General features: G+C 58.1%; 15 protein-coding genes. 9 read left to right on the top strand and 6 right to left on the bottom strand.

Features of this window, described 5'->3' with window-relative positions; translation table 11 throughout:
- Positions 1-19 precede the first annotated feature (19 nt).
- Genes PVT68_RS10885 through PVT68_RS10850 form a run of 8 tightly spaced genes read left to right on the top strand, consistent with a single transcriptional unit; the run spans position 20 to position 8,451 of the window.
- Positions 20-703, top strand: coding sequence for an outer membrane lipoprotein carrier protein LolA (locus PVT68_RS10885; protein WP_280317957.1), 684 nt, complete (start codon positions 20-22; stop codon positions 701-703).
- Positions 704-712: 9 nt separating this feature from the next.
- A complete protein-coding gene (locus tag PVT68_RS10880; protein WP_280317955.1) occupies positions 713-3,043 on the top strand; it encodes an MMPL family transporter in 2,331 nt (776 codons plus the stop codon).
- Complete coding sequence (locus PVT68_RS10875; RefSeq protein WP_280317954.1) at positions 3,040-4,269, top strand: NAD(P)/FAD-dependent oxidoreductase; 1,230 nt, start codon at positions 3,040-3,042, stop codon at positions 4,267-4,269. Before PVT68_RS10880 ends, PVT68_RS10875 begins: the two co-directional genes overlap by 4 nt.
- Before the next feature lie 25 nt (positions 4,270-4,294).
- Positions 4,295-5,476 (top strand): beta-ketoacyl-ACP synthase, encoded by a 1,182-nt coding sequence (locus PVT68_RS10870; RefSeq protein WP_280317952.1) that lies wholly within the window; start codon positions 4,295-4,297, stop codon positions 5,474-5,476.
- Positions 5,476-5,946 carry a hotdog family protein gene (locus PVT68_RS10865; RefSeq protein WP_280317950.1) on the top strand — a complete coding sequence of 157 codons (471 nt, stop codon included), beginning with the start codon at positions 5,476-5,478 and terminating at the stop codon, positions 5,944-5,946. Before PVT68_RS10870 ends, PVT68_RS10865 begins: the two co-directional genes overlap by 1 nt.
- Positions 5,947-6,675: a 3-oxoacyl-ACP reductase FabG gene (gene fabG / locus PVT68_RS10860; RefSeq protein ID WP_280317949.1), complete on the top strand. Its 729-nt coding sequence runs from the start codon at positions 5,947-5,949 to the stop codon at positions 6,673-6,675.
- Positions 6,675-7,901 (top strand): beta-ketoacyl-ACP synthase, encoded by a 1,227-nt coding sequence (locus PVT68_RS10855; RefSeq protein ID WP_328517445.1) that lies wholly within the window; start codon positions 6,675-6,677, stop codon positions 7,899-7,901. Before fabG ends, PVT68_RS10855 begins: the two co-directional genes overlap by 1 nt.
- Before the next feature lie 13 nt (positions 7,902-7,914).
- A complete protein-coding gene (locus PVT68_RS10850; RefSeq protein ID WP_280317947.1) occupies positions 7,915-8,451 on the top strand; it encodes an acyloxyacyl hydrolase in 537 nt (178 codons plus the stop codon).
- A gap of 236 nt (positions 8,452-8,687) precedes the next feature.
- Here the strand turns inward: PVT68_RS10850 and PVT68_RS10845 are convergent, their stop codons facing one another.
- From PVT68_RS10845 to PVT68_RS10825, 5 genes are all read right to left on the bottom strand, one after another.
- Entirely contained in the window at positions 8,688-9,119 is a 432-nt protein-coding gene (locus tag PVT68_RS10845; protein ID WP_280317946.1) for an excinuclease ABC subunit A, read from the bottom strand.
- 442 nt (positions 9,120-9,561) lie between these two features.
- A complete protein-coding gene (locus PVT68_RS10840) occupies positions 9,562-10,059 on the bottom strand; it encodes a hypothetical protein (RefSeq protein WP_280317945.1) in 498 nt (165 codons plus the stop codon).
- A gap of 242 nt (positions 10,060-10,301) precedes the next feature.
- Complete coding sequence (locus tag PVT68_RS10835; protein ID WP_280317944.1) at positions 10,302-10,700, bottom strand: hypothetical protein; 399 nt, start codon at positions 10,698-10,700, stop codon at positions 10,302-10,304.
- A 28-nt stretch (positions 10,701-10,728) separates the two neighbouring features.
- A complete protein-coding gene (locus PVT68_RS10830; RefSeq protein ID WP_280317943.1) occupies positions 10,729-11,334 on the bottom strand; it encodes a hypothetical protein in 606 nt (201 codons plus the stop codon).
- A 114-nt stretch (positions 11,335-11,448) separates the two neighbouring features.
- Positions 11,449-12,582 carry a GNAT family N-acetyltransferase/peptidase C39 family protein gene (locus tag PVT68_RS10825; RefSeq protein ID WP_280317942.1) on the bottom strand — a complete coding sequence of 378 codons (1,134 nt, stop codon included), beginning with the start codon at positions 12,580-12,582 and terminating at the stop codon, positions 11,449-11,451.
- A gap of 200 nt (positions 12,583-12,782) precedes the next feature.
- Between PVT68_RS10825 and PVT68_RS10820 the strand changes: the two genes are divergently transcribed.
- A complete protein-coding gene (locus tag PVT68_RS10820; RefSeq protein WP_280317940.1) occupies positions 12,783-14,255 on the top strand; it encodes a RimK family protein in 1,473 nt (490 codons plus the stop codon).
- Here the strand turns inward: PVT68_RS10820 and PVT68_RS10815 are convergent, their stop codons facing one another.
- Positions 14,256-15,179 (bottom strand): hypothetical protein, encoded by a 924-nt coding sequence (locus PVT68_RS10815; RefSeq protein ID WP_280317939.1) that lies wholly within the window; start codon positions 15,177-15,179, stop codon positions 14,256-14,258.
- Position 15,180: the final 1 nt, after the last annotated feature.

Genomic DNA, 15,180 nt, shown 5'->3' with positions numbered 1-15,180 from the left:
CTGCGTCACTAGGCGGTGCATGAGGCAGGGCAAATTGCTGAGTCTGCTGGCAACGACGGCAATACTGCTGGGCGGCACCGTGCCCGCAGTTTCTGTAGAGATTGAAGGCAGTGCCAGCGCCAGTGCGCAACAACTGGACTCCCTGTCCGCGGTAGAAGTCACCGCGGCGGCGCTGGAGCAGATTTCCCGGCAACTGAACCAGCCGGCACAGATGCGCGGGGAATTCCGGCAACACAAACTCCTGCCGAATCTGCCGCGGCCGCTGCAATCCCACGGGCACATTGCCCTGTCCCAGGAGCGCGGTATCAGCTGGCGTACGCTGCAGCCAGTGCCGTCCCATATCGTGATGGGGGGTGAGGGTGAAGGCGACTCCGCGAATGCCTTTTCCCGGCAGCTGGCGGAGCCCATGATGAATATTCTGCGTGGCAATTTTGCCGCGCTGGAGCAGATGTTTTATGTGGATGCGGGCTACGAAGTAAATCTCGCAGATGCCAGCGCCGACGACAACTGGAAAATGTCCCTGCGCCCGCGTTCTGCGCGGTTGCAGAAATATCTCAATGCCATCGAAATTTTTGGTGGTGATTCCATACGTCGCATCCGCCTGCTCGAGGGCAACCAATCGGTAACGGATATCGAGTTTCTCAATATGCAGCCGGTGGCCGCGCAGGACGCGCAGTTTCTCGCTGAATTTGACGCTGACTGAGCCTGACGAATGATGGGGCGAGTGTTGCTGTGGTTGTTGCTGAGTGGTGTGCTGGCTGCGGTCACTGCACTCCGCTTTCATGACGGCTGGTTGCAAACCGACATCGTTGCCCTGGCGGAACAGGAGCTGGCCGCTGGCCTGGATCGGGGAACCGCGACGGCGGTGAAAAAAGCCAATCACCAGTTTCAACAGAGCCTGGTGTGGCTGCTGGCGCTGGAAATTCCGGATACCGGGGATGCATCGGCGCGGGCCGCACCGCAGCTCGCCACCGCCACCGCGCAACTGGCGCAGCAGCTAGCGTCGAGTAGCGCGGTCACGGATACCACCTACCGCTGGGGCGACGACCGCGAGCGCGCCGCGCTCTGGCAGTTTCTGCAGCCCCTGCGCGGTCAGCTGCTGACGGCCGCGGATCGCCAACAGTTGCAGCAGGATTCGCCGTTGCTGGCGCAACAGCAGCTGCAGTTTATCTTCAGCCCGCAAAGCGCCGGTATTCAGCTGGATCTGGAGCGGGATCCCTTTTTCACCTTTCAACATTTCCTCACCGCGGAAAATGCCGCGCTGAGCGAGCGGGTGAGCGCGCTGCTCGACAATATTCCGGTGTATCAACAGGGCAACGTCCTGTTTACCCTGGTGCGCAGCCAGGCATCGCCACTGGAAATGCGCGGCAGTATCCACACTCCGCTGCTGCAGTTGCGGGAACAACTGCAACAGTGGGCAGCCGCCCGCGACATGCAGCTGCTGGTTGCCGGCGCACCACTGCATTCGGAATACGCCGCCGCCGGTGCCCAGCGCGAAATTCGCACTATCGGCGGCTTCTCGTTACTGGCGATCCTGCTGTTGTGCCTGTTCACCTTCCGTTCACTACGTCCGTTACTGTTGTGTCTGTTCGCGATCGCCAGTGGTATCGCCAGCGGTGTTGCGGCGGTGATCGTGCTGCTGGGACAGATGCATATTCTGGCATTTGTGTTTGGCACCACGGTGACCGGACTCGCGATCGACTACGCCTTCCACTTTATCTGCAACCGGCTGCGACCGGGCCCGGCCCGGGACCAGGACATCATGCCGGGGCTGCTGCTGGGGCTGCTGTCCAGCTGCCTCGCATTTTTCGCACTGGCACTGACGCCCTTCCCGCTGCTGCAGCAGATGGGGGTATTTGTGGGCTTTGGTCTGCTGGGTGCCTGGCTGACGGTGGTGCTGCTGTTCCCGGCGCTGCTCAGGATTCGTCCCCGCCCGGTGGATTTTTCCCGGGTTTATCCGCGGCTGCCGCGCTGGAGTTATCCGCTGGCGGTGACACTGATGGTGGCGGCGGGGGCTGTGGGCATGGTGGTGGCGACGCCGGCGAATGATCTGCGCCTGTTTTACCAGCCACCGCCCTCATTGCAGTCCGACGAGCAGCAGATCAATGCGCTGTTGCCGGTGCGGCCGGCATCGTCCTATTTCCTGGTGCGCGGCAGCGATGAAAATGCGGTGCTGGAACGGGAGGCGGCGCTCGCTGCCCGTTTACAAGGCGCGCGTGCGCGCGGCGCACTGGGCGGCTATTCCGCGCTCTCGGAGCTGTTGCCGGCGGAATCTGTGCAGCAGCAAAACCATGCGCTGCTTGACGATTTTTACCGCTCGTCCCAGGTGCGGGATTTTTACCTGCAACTGGGGTACCCGGCGCCGGAAGTGGACCGGCTGCTGGAGGGGCTTCGCCGCCCGCTGGAAACCGTGGCGTTTTCACAGTGGCTTTCGCAGCTGCCGGAAACCCAGCGCCAGCTGTGGCTGGGGTGCGAGGTGGCGGAATGCCGGTCGCTGGTGCGTATTTTCGGGGTGACGGCGGACTTTGATGGCACTGCCCTGGCGGACGGTTTGTCCGGGACAAGTTTTCACAATCCGCCCGCAACCATCGCCGCGGTACTGGAAAAGCAGCGTGACCAGTTGTTGCTGCTGTTGCCACTGGTGTTGCTGATCGCCACCGCGGTGATCGCGCTGCGCGCCGGCTGGCGCGGCGCACTGGCGATTGCCGGGTTGCCGCTGGCGGCGGTGTCCTGCGCGTTTGCGGCGGCGGCGATCTTTGGTGCGGGGATCAATCTGTTTCATGTGGCCGCACTGCTGCTGGTGTTCGGCATCGGCGTGGATTACGCGGTATTTGGCTATTTCAGCCATCGGCAGGAGGCCAGCTACACCCTGCTGGCGATCGCCCTCGCCGGTGTTACCACGCTGCTGGGTTTCGGTTTGCTGGCGTTGTCGCAGACGCCGGCGATTGCGGATTTTGGATTTACCCTGGCGGTGGGCACGGTGGCGACACTGGTGCTGGCCGCATTGATTTTTTCATCGGGAATTTTTGGAGGTAACAGGTGAAGGAGTGCCAGGCTGATGTACTGGTGATTGGTGCGGGCCCGTCGGGTGCCATTGCCAGTGCACTATTGGTTCGCCAGGGCTGGAAGGTAGCGGTGATCGAGCGACAGGAATTTCCGCGCTTTTCCATCGGCGAAAGCCTGCTGCCCCAGTGCATGGCGTTTATCGAGCAGGCGGGGATGCTGGACGCGGTCAATGCCGCCGGCTTCCAGTTCAAGAACGGCGCCGCTTTCGAATGGGATGGAGCGCGCACCGCGTTCGATTTCACCGACAAGTTCTCGCCGGGCCACGGCACCACCTTTCAGGTACAGCGCGGCAACTTCGACAAGTTGCTGGCGGATGAGGCGGCCAGGCAGGGGGCGGCTATCTACTACCGCCACACGATTGTGTCTGCGGAAATTGAACCGGGCCGCGCGCGCCTGATCGCCGAGTGCGACGGCGAGCAGGTGGCCTTTACCGGCAAGTTTGTGCTGGACGCCAGTGGTTTCGGCCGCGTGCTGCCGCGCCTGCTGGACCTGAATCAGCCGTCTGATTTCCCTGTGCGCCAATCGGTGTTCACCCACATCCAGGACAATATCGGCGAAGCCGGTTTCGACCGCGAAAAGATCCTGATCACCGTGCACCCCGAACAGCGGGACATCTGGTACTGGCTGATTCCGTTTGCCGGGGGCCGCGCATCCCTCGGGGTTGTGGGCAAGCAGGAACAGATCGAAGCTCTGGGCAACACGCCGGAAGAAATCCTGCGGGCGGCGGTCGATGCCTCGCCAAACCTGGCGAAAACCCTGGCAGGCGCCCAGTTCGATACCCCGGTACAGCGCATTACCGGTTACGCCAGTGATGTAAAATCCCTCACCGGACCCGGCTTCGCACTGCTGGGCAACGCCGGCGAGTTCCTCGATCCAGTGTTTTCCTCCGGTGTCACCATCGCGATGAAATCCGCCCAGCTCGCCAGCGAATGCCTGCACCGCCAGCTGCGCGGTGAAACCGTAGACTGGCAGTCCGAATTCGCCGCACCGCTGAAGGCCGGGGTGGATGTGTTCAAGGTGTATGTCACCGCCTGGTATGAGGGGACTTTCCAGGATGTGATCTTCCATCCCAACCCCCAGCCTGAGATCAAGCGCATGATCTGCTCGATCCTTGCGGGCTACGCCTGGGACAAGGACAACCCCTATGTGAACGCTGCCGAACGCCGCCTGCGTACGCTGGCGGAAATTTGTGCCCGCGACTGACAACGCAAGACCCCGAATCAGCGATATGCCCGATTACTATCTCAACCATATGAGCCTGGCCTGCGCACTGGGTATTACTGCTCAAGGTACGGCAGGCAAAGATGCCGATATCGTCAGCGAGCGCCTGTTTCGCGCCGATGTATCCGCCATGGAACAGGGCAGTTCCTGGCTCGGTCCGCTATACAGCCGTTTTGGCAGGGTAGCGACGGAACTGCCTCAGGTCCCGGAGCATCTGGCGGAGTACGATTGCCGCAACAACCGCCTGGCGCAACAGGTAGCGACCAGCCTGCAGTCGCCCATCGCTGAACTGGTGGCGCGTTATGGCAGTGCGCGTATCGGCGTGGTGATGGGCACCTCCACCTCGGGTATTGCCAGCGGCGAACAGCGTCTGGCAGGGGAGGGGGAGAAAAATTATCGCTACCGCTATCAACAACAGATGGCGGCGCTGGCAGAATACGTCGCCCGCTTTCTGCAACTGACGGACGGGCCGCGACTTACCGTCTCCACCGCCTGCTCTTCGAGTGCCAATGCCTTCGCCAGCGCGCGCCGGCTGTTGGCCATGAATGTGTGCGACGCGGTTGTAGTCGGCGGCGTGGACACCCTGTGCGGGATGACGGTGACCGGCTTCAACGGCCTCGGTGCCCTGAGTGGGGGGCACACCCGCCCGTTCTGCGGCGATCGCGACGGCATCAACTTGGGCGAAGCGGGAGCCATGTTTATCATGAGCCGCGAACCGGGCCCGGTGCGACTGTGCGGCGTGGCGGCGAGTTCCGATGCCCACCATATGTCAGCACCGGATCCCGAGGGACGCGGCGCCGAGGCGGCGATGCGCGGGGCGCTGCGGGATGCCGGGCTGGCACCTGCGGATATTGGCTATCTCAATCTGCACGGCACCGGCACGCCACAGAACGATGTGATGGAGGCACGGGCGGTGAGTCGCCTGTTCGGGACAGCGGTACCCTGTTCCTCCACCAAGCCTCTCACCGGGCATACCCTGGGGGCGGCGGGAGCACTGGAAGCGGCATTCTGCTGGCTGGCACTGACCCGCGGGCAGCTGCCGCCCCACTGCAACGCAGATGGCTTCGACCCCGAACTGCCGCCACTGAACCTGGTGCGCGAGGGCGCGACATCGCCCTCGCCGCGATATGTAATGAGCAACTCCTTCGCATTCGGCGGGAGTAACTGTTCACTGATACTGGGAAATTAATGGAACAGAATCCATCCTCCCCGCTGCAGCGTTACAGCGCTGAAGAGCTGGTGCCCCACAGTGGTGAAATGTCGCTGCTGGATGAATTACTGGAAGTAACCGAGGAAACCCTCAGCGCCCGCCTGACGGTGCGCGACGACGGCATTTTCAGCCGCGAGCAGCAGGTTCCGGCCTATGTGGGTATCGAATATATGGCGCAGGCGGTGGCGGCTTTTTCCGGCTACCATGCGCGCCAGGCCGGGCAGCCGGTGCAGCTGGGCTTCCTGCTGGGCACCCGTCGTTTTACCAGCAATGTGTCCCGGTTTACGTGCGGTAGCTCTGTGCAGATCTCTGTGGAGCGGCTGTTGCAGGCGGATAATGGCATGGCTACCTTCGAATGCCGCCTCACCGGCGAGGGCATAGAGCAAGCCGCGCGGCTGAATGTGTTTCAGCCGGACAATATCGAAGAATACCTGAAGGAAAAACGCTGAATGTCTGATTGGGTACTGGTTACCGGCTCCAGCCGCGGCATCGGGCGCGCCATCGCCCTACGCCTGGCCAAAGACGGATTCAATATCGTATTGCACTGCCGCAGTCGCCGCGAAGAAGCCGAGCAGGTGGCTGCGGAGCTCACCGCACTGGGCCGCGAGAGCCGTATTTTACAGTTCGATATTCTCGACCGCGATGCTGCGCGCAACGCGCTGGAGGCCGATGTGGAAGCCCACGGTGCCTATTACGGTGTGGTGTGTAATGCCGGCCTCACCGCCGACAACGCCTTCCCCGCGATGCCCGCGGAAGACTGGGATCGGGTGGTGCACACCAACCTGGACGGTTTCTACAATGTGCTGCACCCGCTCACCATGCCCATGGTGCGGCGCAGAAGTAGCGGTCGCATCGTGGTGATGACCTCGGTTTCCGGTATTGCCGGCAACCGCGGCCAGGTGAATTACTCCGCCTCCAAGGCGGGCCTGATTGGTGCCAGCAAGGCGCTGGCGCTGGAGCTGGCCAAGCGCAAGATCACGGTCAATTGTGTGGCCCCGGGCCTGATTGACACCGATATGGTGAGCGACGAACTGCCGCTGGATGAAATCCTGAAAATGATTCCCGCCCGCCGCCTGGGCAAGCCGGAAGAAGTTGCGGCCGCCGTCTCTTTCCTGATGGGCGAACATGCAGGTTATATCACCCGCCAGGTGATCTCAGTGAACGGTGGGCTCTGCTGATGAAACGGGTTGTGGTAACCGGCATGGCCGGCCTGTCTCCCATCGGACAGGGTTGGGAAGCGGTGGAATCCTCCCTGCGCGGGCGTCAGTCCGGTGTGGTGTATATGCAGGACTGGGACAAGTACGAAGGGTTGAATACCCGCCTGGGAGCACCGGTCAAAGACTTTGACAGACCCGCGCACTACAACCGCAAGCGTGTGCGCAGTATGGGTCGTGTGTCCCTGCTGGCGGTGCGCGCCACCGAGCTTGCGCTGGAAGACGCCGGCCTGCTGGAAGATCCAATCATCACCAGTGGTATGGCCGGCATTGCCTATGGGTCCTCCGCGGGCACCCCTGCGGCCATGGGGGATTTCGGTAATATGCTGCTGAACCACCGCACCGATGGCCTCAATGCCACCAGCTATATCAAGATGATGGCCCACACGGCACCGGTCAATATTGGTGTCTTTTTCGGTATGTGCGGGCGCATTTACACCACCAGTTCCGCCTGCACCTCCGGAAGCCAGGGCGTGGGTTACGCCTACGAGGCCATCCGCAATGGCAGTCAGACGGTAATGGTGGCCGGTGGTGCTGAAGAGCTGTGCGCCACCGAGGCGGCGGTGTTCGATACTCTGTTCGCGACTTCTACCAGCAACGATGCCCCTGGTACCACACCGCGCCCGTTCGATCGCCATCGCGATGGCCTGGTGATTGGCGAAGGCGCTGGCACATTGATCCTGGAGGAGTACGAACACGCGAAGGCGCGCGGTGCGCGTATCTATGCAGAAATCGTCGGTTTCGGTACCAATTCCGATGGTCAGCATGTGACCCAGCCCCAGGCGCAGACTATGCAGATCGCCCTCAAGCAGGCCATGGCCCAGGCGGGTATCGACGGCAGTGCCATCGGCTATGTCAGCGCCCACGGCACTGCCACCGACCGCGGCGATGTGGCCGAGACCCGCGCCACCCGCGAAGCCTTCGGGCGCGCGGTGCCGATCAGTTCCATGAAAAGTTACACCGGCCACACCCTCGGTGCCTGCGGCGCGCTGGAGGCCTGGGTCAGTATCCAGATGATGCACGGCGGCTGGTTTCATCCCACCATCAACCTGCAGGACGTCGATCCCGAATGCGCGGATCTGGACTACATTCAGGGGACTGGCCGTGAGATTGATACTGAATACGTGATGAGCAATAACTTTGCGTTCGGCGGTATCAACACCTCGCTGATCTTCAGGAAACCGGAATAAAAGGTAAAAAACATTGGCTTCCCGTCTGCTTGTACTTATCGCGTCGATCGTATTTTTTCAGCAGGCGGCAGCCAATGAACTGTTGATCAACGCCGGCGGTGGCCCGCAACCGGATTCGCCGCAGACCAACCGTACCTACGGTATCGATTACTCGTTCAAGAAATTTGAAAAAAGTGTTCGCCAACATATCCACCTGGGGGTGAGCTATACCCGGGTGGAAACCGATGCGGATACGCACAAGTCCTTCGACGCCTATTCCATCTATCCCCAGCTGAATTTATACCCGCGCAAGCAGAGCTGGGGCCAGCCTTACTTCTTTGTGCGCGCACTCGGTCCCAGCTATATCAGCAGTAACCAGCTGGGGGACCGTCACCAGGACAACCATTTCGCCTTCCAGGCCCAGGTCGGCTACGCCGCGCGCATCAACTGGCAATCCCGGGAAGATCTGGTGGTGATGGTTTCCTGGAAACACTTCTCCAATGCCAACCTGTTCAGTGATAACGACGGTATCGATATGCCGTTCGTAATTACACTCGGCCTGAATTTTTAACGTCTCACAGCCAAAGCCTTTCAACTGGGTGATGACCGTCTGGGGTGAGTATTTCAGAGGGGGAATCGTGCCGTGGGGATTGTGACTTTGAATGACCGACCTGGCATGGGAGTGCTAGAGGAACAGGAGGAGGGTGGGAACCTGCTCACGCCCGCGAGCGAATGCACAGCCGGCGCCAATCCTGGAAATCGTCATTTCCGGAAAGATTTGAGCAGGTCTCAGGTATGAAAGGCGGCTTACTGGGTAACGACCGTCGATCCAGTCAGCGCCACACCGGCAATCACGTTTCCGGCACCACACTGGAATTCGTTGGTGCTGGAGTAACGATTGTGCTTGTAGTTCGACTCAATGTTGACCACAGCATTGGCGCCGCTCTGACGGGCTTGTTCCTGCAGGCTTATCAGCGCAGACAGCAGTGCCCACTCACAGGCCACGCGATCGGACTTGTTGAACGCGTTGGTCTTTTTGCTGGTTGAAACCTGGCCAACCTTCCGTGTTACCTCAGGGTGGGCAGTCTCACCAAAATACAATTTGATGTCGTCCCCGAGACGGCTTTTGAAGTCTTCGCGCTGCATCGCGTTTTCCAGAGAAAAGTTCTGGATGGATTCGCGGGCACTGGCTTCCAGGGCAACAACGCTGAGCACGACGGCCAAGATAACTTTTTTCATAGTAACTCCTTTTTGTTTTCGGGTTTCAGACCGCGTCTCTATACATTCTGATGACGGGAAACCTCGGACCTAAAAATACATTGTCTATTCCCGATACCGCTGCGGACACCTACTAGTTAGCACCACAGTACCGGAAAACAATTCACGATACCGCCTCGCAATATCTGCGTGACGGAGTGCACAGAATAAACAGCAGAAAAGCTCAAGGCAAAAAAAACTGTGCAGTACCGGTTGATCCTGAATTTCAGGCGGTAGCCTCGACTGCGGGAGCGGGGCAGCTAGCTAGAAGCAATTAGCTAATTGGGGCTACTTCACACCCAGGGAGGTCGTGTTACCGTCTGAAGCTGGTCACCAGCGATAATCGAAGGTTTGAAATATTCCAGGGAAGGAAAAACCCGTCGCTGGATTCCGACGGGTTTTTAGCGGTGAATGCAGCGGAGATTCACCCTTTGTGATTTTTGGCCATCCAGCTGGCTACGTCTTTACCCAGAGTGTGGGCGCAGCGATGCAGAACGGTGCAGGAGCCTTTGAAGCCGGCACCAAAGCCGCCGCCAGAGTTACGGGTGCGGGTGAAGGTATCCAGCAACTCACCGTCCTTGAATAGCTGGGCTTCGATGGATACGGACTTGTTGTGGCCTATAAAGGCGTTGCCTGCGCTCACCGCATTGATAATCGTCAGCTTCAGGCTCATGCCTTCGGTCTGCTCGGAGATGTCACTGGCGGTGCTGACCGCAAAACCTTGCTTCTGCAAAAACTGTCGGGTGGAATCGGAAAATTTAAAACCGAGGTTGGAACATTCACCGACGATGTTACTGGCGATGATCCGTTCATCGTGGTAGCCGGCCTTCTCGCTGAGTACAAGAGCATTGGCGTCGCTGGCGAAACCGAAAGCGCTCCAGGTCAAGGCGAAAAGAAAAGTAGTAAATTTTAAATACGACACGTCCGTGTTCCTTGTGCTGATATCAATATTTTGTTGTAAAAATGAGCGCGATGAATTGCGCCGCACAAACCTAGCAGATTGGTCCCCTATTGGGAACTCTCCAGTGGCATACCCGGTGTGTAGCTAAGGTGTGTTTACTGTGCGAATTCAGCCGTTTGGGATGACTGGATTTCCCCGGTGAAAATACCTGGAAAATAAAAAAGGGCCCTGAAAAGGGCCCTTTAGACTGGAAGGTATAGAAACTACCTCACAAGATTTTTCGCAATCGTATGGTCAAGATTATTTACCCAGCGATTGTAATTTCTGTGGATGGTGTTTCTCCTGTCGTTGTAGTCCAGCAAATAGCTGTCTTTATACTCGATACTGTAGCGCTCCGCAGAGTAGTTGATCCTGGCACTGGCCCGGTGCTTGCGCACAGTAATCGAGGCATCAATTACCCCTGGTTCCGTTTCCCGGCAAACCCATCCCTTGTCTACACAACTTGTCAGGATCGCCTTCGCTACGGTTTGCGCGGACTGAGTGGTACCGTCGTACCGTTCGGATACGGCTCTATCGTATACGTTCATCACCGGGTGGCTAGTACAGGCTGCCAGGGTGGTGGATAAACCGGCGATCAAAAACAGTTTGTAGAATTTGTGCATGAGTACTCCAGAAATTCGAGTTTATGGATCAGATGCCATCGCTGGCCTTGAGGCTCTGGCGCGCTTGCTCGTCAGCGTCTTTCGCCTGCCACTTGGTGTAATAAGCTTCCTTTTTCTTACTTACACTCGCCGCATTGTTTTCCGCCCACTGCAGGGATTGCGGCGTGTTCTCCACCAGCTTGGTGCCAGCAACCCAATCACCGAATTTTGGCGATGAGGTGCTGAACTCGTCCTCGCCGTCTTTGCTCAGGGGCTGGAAGCTGAAACGGGCTTTCCAGGCACCCATACGCGGCGTCACCATGGCGTAATAGGTCTTGCCGGCTTGCAGATCGGCGCGCATAAAGTCTGCCGCCTCGGACACCACCATAAAGGTATGTTCACCGGGCTCAACTTCGTGGGAAATCTTGGTGCCGTTGGCCATGATACCGATAAATTCATTGCCTTCGCCGGTCACTTCAAACAGTGAGGCATTGATCGCGGACCCGACAAAGGAAGAGCGCATGAACACCACTTGCGCCTTGTTGGGATCCGGTGCGGTGAGGGTCTGGTCGGCGCTGGTGAGCATGGGATTGCCGGCGCAGGCGGCCAGCCACAGTGATGAAAAAACGAGCAGTATTTTGACGAAGCGGAACATCCTTATCTCTCCTTATTATTGAGTGGATGAATCCGCAGTTTGACAAAACTCCTCAGGAAAAAACAGCGTTGAAAACGTCCCAATTGATTGGTGTGACCGAGCGCCAAATTCAGGTCAATCTTTCCTGCGGACAATCACCGCAGTACGCAGCTTTTCGCGCCCGAAAATCGACATGCGGGAAATATCCTCCCGCGCAATGGGCAGGTACTGACTGTCTAACGGATTGTCCTCATCATCCACATCCGGGTCGTGTAAATAGAAGCACTCGTCGTCCATGCCGGTAAGGGTCACCCAGTGTGGGACTTTTTTTCCGTCCAGGCGAAAGGTGCTGATCAGTAATAGGACGAGCGCGCCTTCGGTCAGCCACTGCTCGCACTGTTGCTGGGTGAAATCCTGTTCGATTACCGACAGTCCGCTGCGAGTGGCACAGGACCTGAAATCTCCATCGACCTGCTCGATCACCCGCTTCTTTTTCTCACTGCGTACACTGCTGATAAACAGTGGCCCTCTTTGATTCAGGTAAACCTCACACTCGAACCCGCGCTTCTGCATAGCGAGGGCGAGGCCGATAGGGTGGCAGCCGCCGGTGCCCGAGGTCATGAAGATGGTGGTGGCTTCCCGCCACAGGGCCAGCTCGTCACTGCCGCTGGGCTCGTACTGTGGGTCCAATCCCGCCATGGCCATCATGGCGGCGGCCGGGCCGCAGGTGAATTCAGTGCGCTGACCGTACCAGGGCACCTCTGCGGTGTGCAGATTCTCCGGTCGATAACGGATGCGCTTTTGCATACGCAGGGCATTGCCGGCGTCTTCATAGTAATTGGCGTAACTGCCGAAGGTGCGGTAACCCAGCTGCTGGTAGAGGGCGATGGCTGGAGAATTTTGCTCGGCTACCTCGAGGCGCATATAAAGGCGGCCACTGCGACTGCTGGCATCTTCCGCACTGGTGAGCAGTGCTTTGCCGATACCCTTGCCACGCCCGGCGGGGCCGACCGCCAGGGAATAGAGACGCGCCAGGCGGGTGCCACGGCGCAGCAGCACAAGGACGTAGCCCAGCAACTGGTGGTCCTGTTCAGCGACCAGGAATACCCGATTGTCCGCGCGCACCCAGTGGCGAAAACGGCGGCGGCTAAGGCGATCGCCGGAGAAACTTGCCTGCTCCAGTGCATAGAGCGCGTCTATGTCCCGCTCGTTCGCGGGTCGGATCTGCGGGGCGTTGGCGTGATTTTGGGGGGTGGGATGGTCTGGCATCTGGGAGTAAGTCACCGGGAAAGGTCGCCGCCAGGTTGCGGCCCGGGAAAATTAGCAAACCGGCAGGAAAAAACTAGTACTCTGGCAAAAAAATTATTAGGCGCCGGGTGAATTTTCTTCTATCTTTCGCACATTCAAAGGGCCTTTTCTGGTCCCTGTATACCTGTCTCATCACTCCCACCGAGGCGCCTCCTTTATTCATGTCCCAGGTCCTTATTGTGATCGACGAGCCCGACGATTGGGCTCCCTACTACCCGAGTGAACGGGTCATTACCTTCGCCGACTACCTTGCATTGCCGGCGCGCCAGCAGCGGGTGCGGGTGATCAACCTCTGTGCCAATTACGATTATCGCAGCGAGGGCTATTACTGTTCATTGCTGGCGGAGGCGCGCAGCCACAATGTGTTGCCCAGCGTTCGCACACTCAACGACCTGGCGTTGCCTCAGTTGTACAAGCTGCAACTGGCACAGGCCATGCCGGCGCTGGCAAAGCTGCCTGTGGGGCAAGCCGGTGTTGAACGGGTGGTGAAAACCTATTTTGGTCGCTGCAACGAGCCGGCGCTGCAACCCCTGGCTCGGGCGCTGTTCGACCGCTTTGCCTGTCCAGTGCTGGAGATTCATCTGCGCGCGGACCCGCAGTGGGAGATCGTCGAACTGAAGATCTGCTCCCACCGGGACCTGAATGAGGTGGAGGAAACCGAGTTCGCCGAGGCGCTGGACAACTTCAGTAACAAGGTATGGCGCCAGCACAAGAAGCCCAGCAACAGTCGCTATGACCTTGCGATCCTGGTCAATCCGGAAGAGAAGCTGCCGCCGTCAGACGCCAGCGCTATCAAGAAGTTCGTCAGTGCAGGCCGTGAACTTGGCTTGTCAGTTGAGCTGATTGGCCCTGGGGACTACATGCGCTTATCGGAGTTTGACGCGCTGTTTATCCGGGAAACTACCGCCATCGACCACCACACCTATCGCTTTGCGAAGAAGGCGGAAGCCGAAGGGCTGGTGGTGCTGGACGACCCTACCAGTATCTTGCGCTGTACCAACAAGATATACCTTGCGGATTTGTTTACAAACAACAAGGTTCCTGCACCGCGCACCCGCATCCTGCGTCGCGGTGATGAGGCCAGTTTGAAGAGCGCACTCGCGGAGCTGGGTTTGCCAATGGTGGTGAAAATTCCGGATGGCTCATTCTCCCGCGGCGTGGTCAAAGTAAATTCTGAAGCAGAGTTGCATTCAAAGCTGGAAGAGCTGTTTGAGGAGTCTAGCCTCTTGCTGGCCCAGGAATTCCTGTATACGGAATTTGACTGGCGTATCGGCGTGCTGGACAACAAACCGCTCTACGCCTGCCGCTACTATATGGCGAAGAATCACTGGCAGATATACAACCACGGCAACAAAAAGACCGTGAGCGGGGGCTTCAGTACTCTGCCCACCTTTGAAGTACCAAAGCCGGTACTGCAAGCCGCCCTGAAGGCTACCAAGCCCATCGGTCGCGGGTTTTACGGGGTGGATGTGAAAGAATCTGGGGGCAAGGGCTATGTGATAGAAGTGAATGACAACCCTTCTATCGATAGTGGGGTGGAGGACCAGTATCTCGGTAAAGAACTCTACCGGCTGATCCTGCAGGAATTCGTACGCAGACTGGATGCAAAACGTCAGGGAAAAGTAGAGTCTTGACTAGGTGTCATAGCCAAGCTGATCCAGGGGTAGTCCAGTAATCGCCATAAGATTCCGGTTGCTGTTGACGAAGGAATGTTTATATCGGTTGCTGATAGTTTGCCTAAATTTTTCAAATTTTCGGTTGCTCTGCTGCATTCCGGGCAACCGGTTCAGATGAAAAAGTACTCGGTTGAATGTTTTTCTGTATCCTGAATTAACCGGTTTACACGGATCTTTAGGGAATAAAGGATTGAGTTTTCGTCGTAGCTGGAAAGTGAAATAGTTTTCTGCCGCATGGTCGCGGTTTGCATATTTTGGTGCGGAAAAGCTCTTGCCAGTAAAATTTGAGAAAAGTTGGTAATAGGTATCGGGTTCAGAGTTCAGTAGTTCCTGGGGAAGAACAAGAACCCGGTCTTCCCCAAAAAGCTGAATGTAGTGACCAACCGCTCTATCGAAGTGTAGGAATTCCGCGCGCAAAAGAGGGGAGTAAGACAGTGACTCGTCACCTGTACCAATAAACTGCTCCAGTTGAAGATTACCGCCACCTAGCACGTACTCTCGATAAATTGACAGAACGATATCCTGCTGCTTGCGGACAGTGATCAGAATGCGGGCATTGGGATAGCAGGCCTTTATTTTCCTCGCATTCAGATATCCATCGTAGCGGCTCGATGGAGGGTTCCCGAGCAATGTTTCCTCCGACCACACCGGCAAACATCCCCGCTGCTGAATATCATGATTGAAAGCGGCGAGTCTCTCGCGCGGCAATTGCGCATCAAACTCAAAATCGTCCGCCAAAATAAAGTTTGCGACAAGCTGTGCTCTGGTTTCTTTGCCGGCTCCCAGTGCGAGTCCAGGCAGTGATCCATTCTGTATTTGATTTTGTAGATAGGTGGTGGCGGTTTTGATATAGCCAACGTGAAAGAGGATATCGTCTGACACG

The sequence above is a fragment of the Microbulbifer bruguierae genome (genome assembly GCF_029869925.1).
Lineage (GTDB): Bacteria > Pseudomonadota > Gammaproteobacteria > Pseudomonadales > Cellvibrionaceae > Microbulbifer > Microbulbifer bruguierae.
The sequence above is the reverse complement of the archived record's forward strand: the minus strand, read 5'-3'. Positions and strand labels throughout refer to the sequence as shown.

Excerpts from the sequence above, each read along its gene's own strand:
- PVT68_RS10885 (WP_280317957.1), top strand. The coding sequence starts at position 20 with ATGAGGCAGGGCAAATTGCTGAGTCTGCTGGCAACGACGGCAATACTG.
- PVT68_RS10880 (WP_280317955.1), top strand. The coding sequence starts at position 713 with ATGATGGGGCGAGTGTTGCTGTGGTTGTTGCTGAGTGGTGTGCTGGCT.
- PVT68_RS10870 (WP_280317952.1), top strand. The coding sequence starts at position 4,295 with ATGCCCGATTACTATCTCAACCATATGAGCCTGGCCTGCGCACTGGGT.
- PVT68_RS10865 (WP_280317950.1), top strand. The coding sequence starts at position 5,476 with ATGGAACAGAATCCATCCTCCCCGCTGCAGCGTTACAGCGCTGAAGAG.
- fabG (WP_280317949.1), top strand. The coding sequence starts at position 5,947 with ATGTCTGATTGGGTACTGGTTACCGGCTCCAGCCGCGGCATCGGGCGC.
- PVT68_RS10855 (WP_328517445.1), top strand. The coding sequence starts at position 6,675 with ATGAAACGGGTTGTGGTAACCGGCATGGCCGGCCTGTCTCCCATCGGA.
- PVT68_RS10845 (WP_280317946.1), bottom strand. The coding sequence starts at position 9,119 with ATGAAAAAAGTTATCTTGGCCGTCGTGCTCAGCGTTGTTGCCCTGGAA.
- PVT68_RS10835 (WP_280317944.1), bottom strand. The coding sequence starts at position 10,700 with ATGCACAAATTCTACAAACTGTTTTTGATCGCCGGTTTATCCACCACC.
- PVT68_RS10830 (WP_280317943.1), bottom strand. The coding sequence starts at position 11,334 with ATGTTCCGCTTCGTCAAAATACTGCTCGTTTTTTCATCACTGTGGCTG.
- PVT68_RS10825 (WP_280317942.1), bottom strand. The coding sequence starts at position 12,582 with ATGCCAGACCATCCCACCCCCCAAAATCACGCCAACGCCCCGCAGATC.
- PVT68_RS10820 (WP_280317940.1), top strand. The coding sequence starts at position 12,783 with ATGTCCCAGGTCCTTATTGTGATCGACGAGCCCGACGATTGGGCTCCC.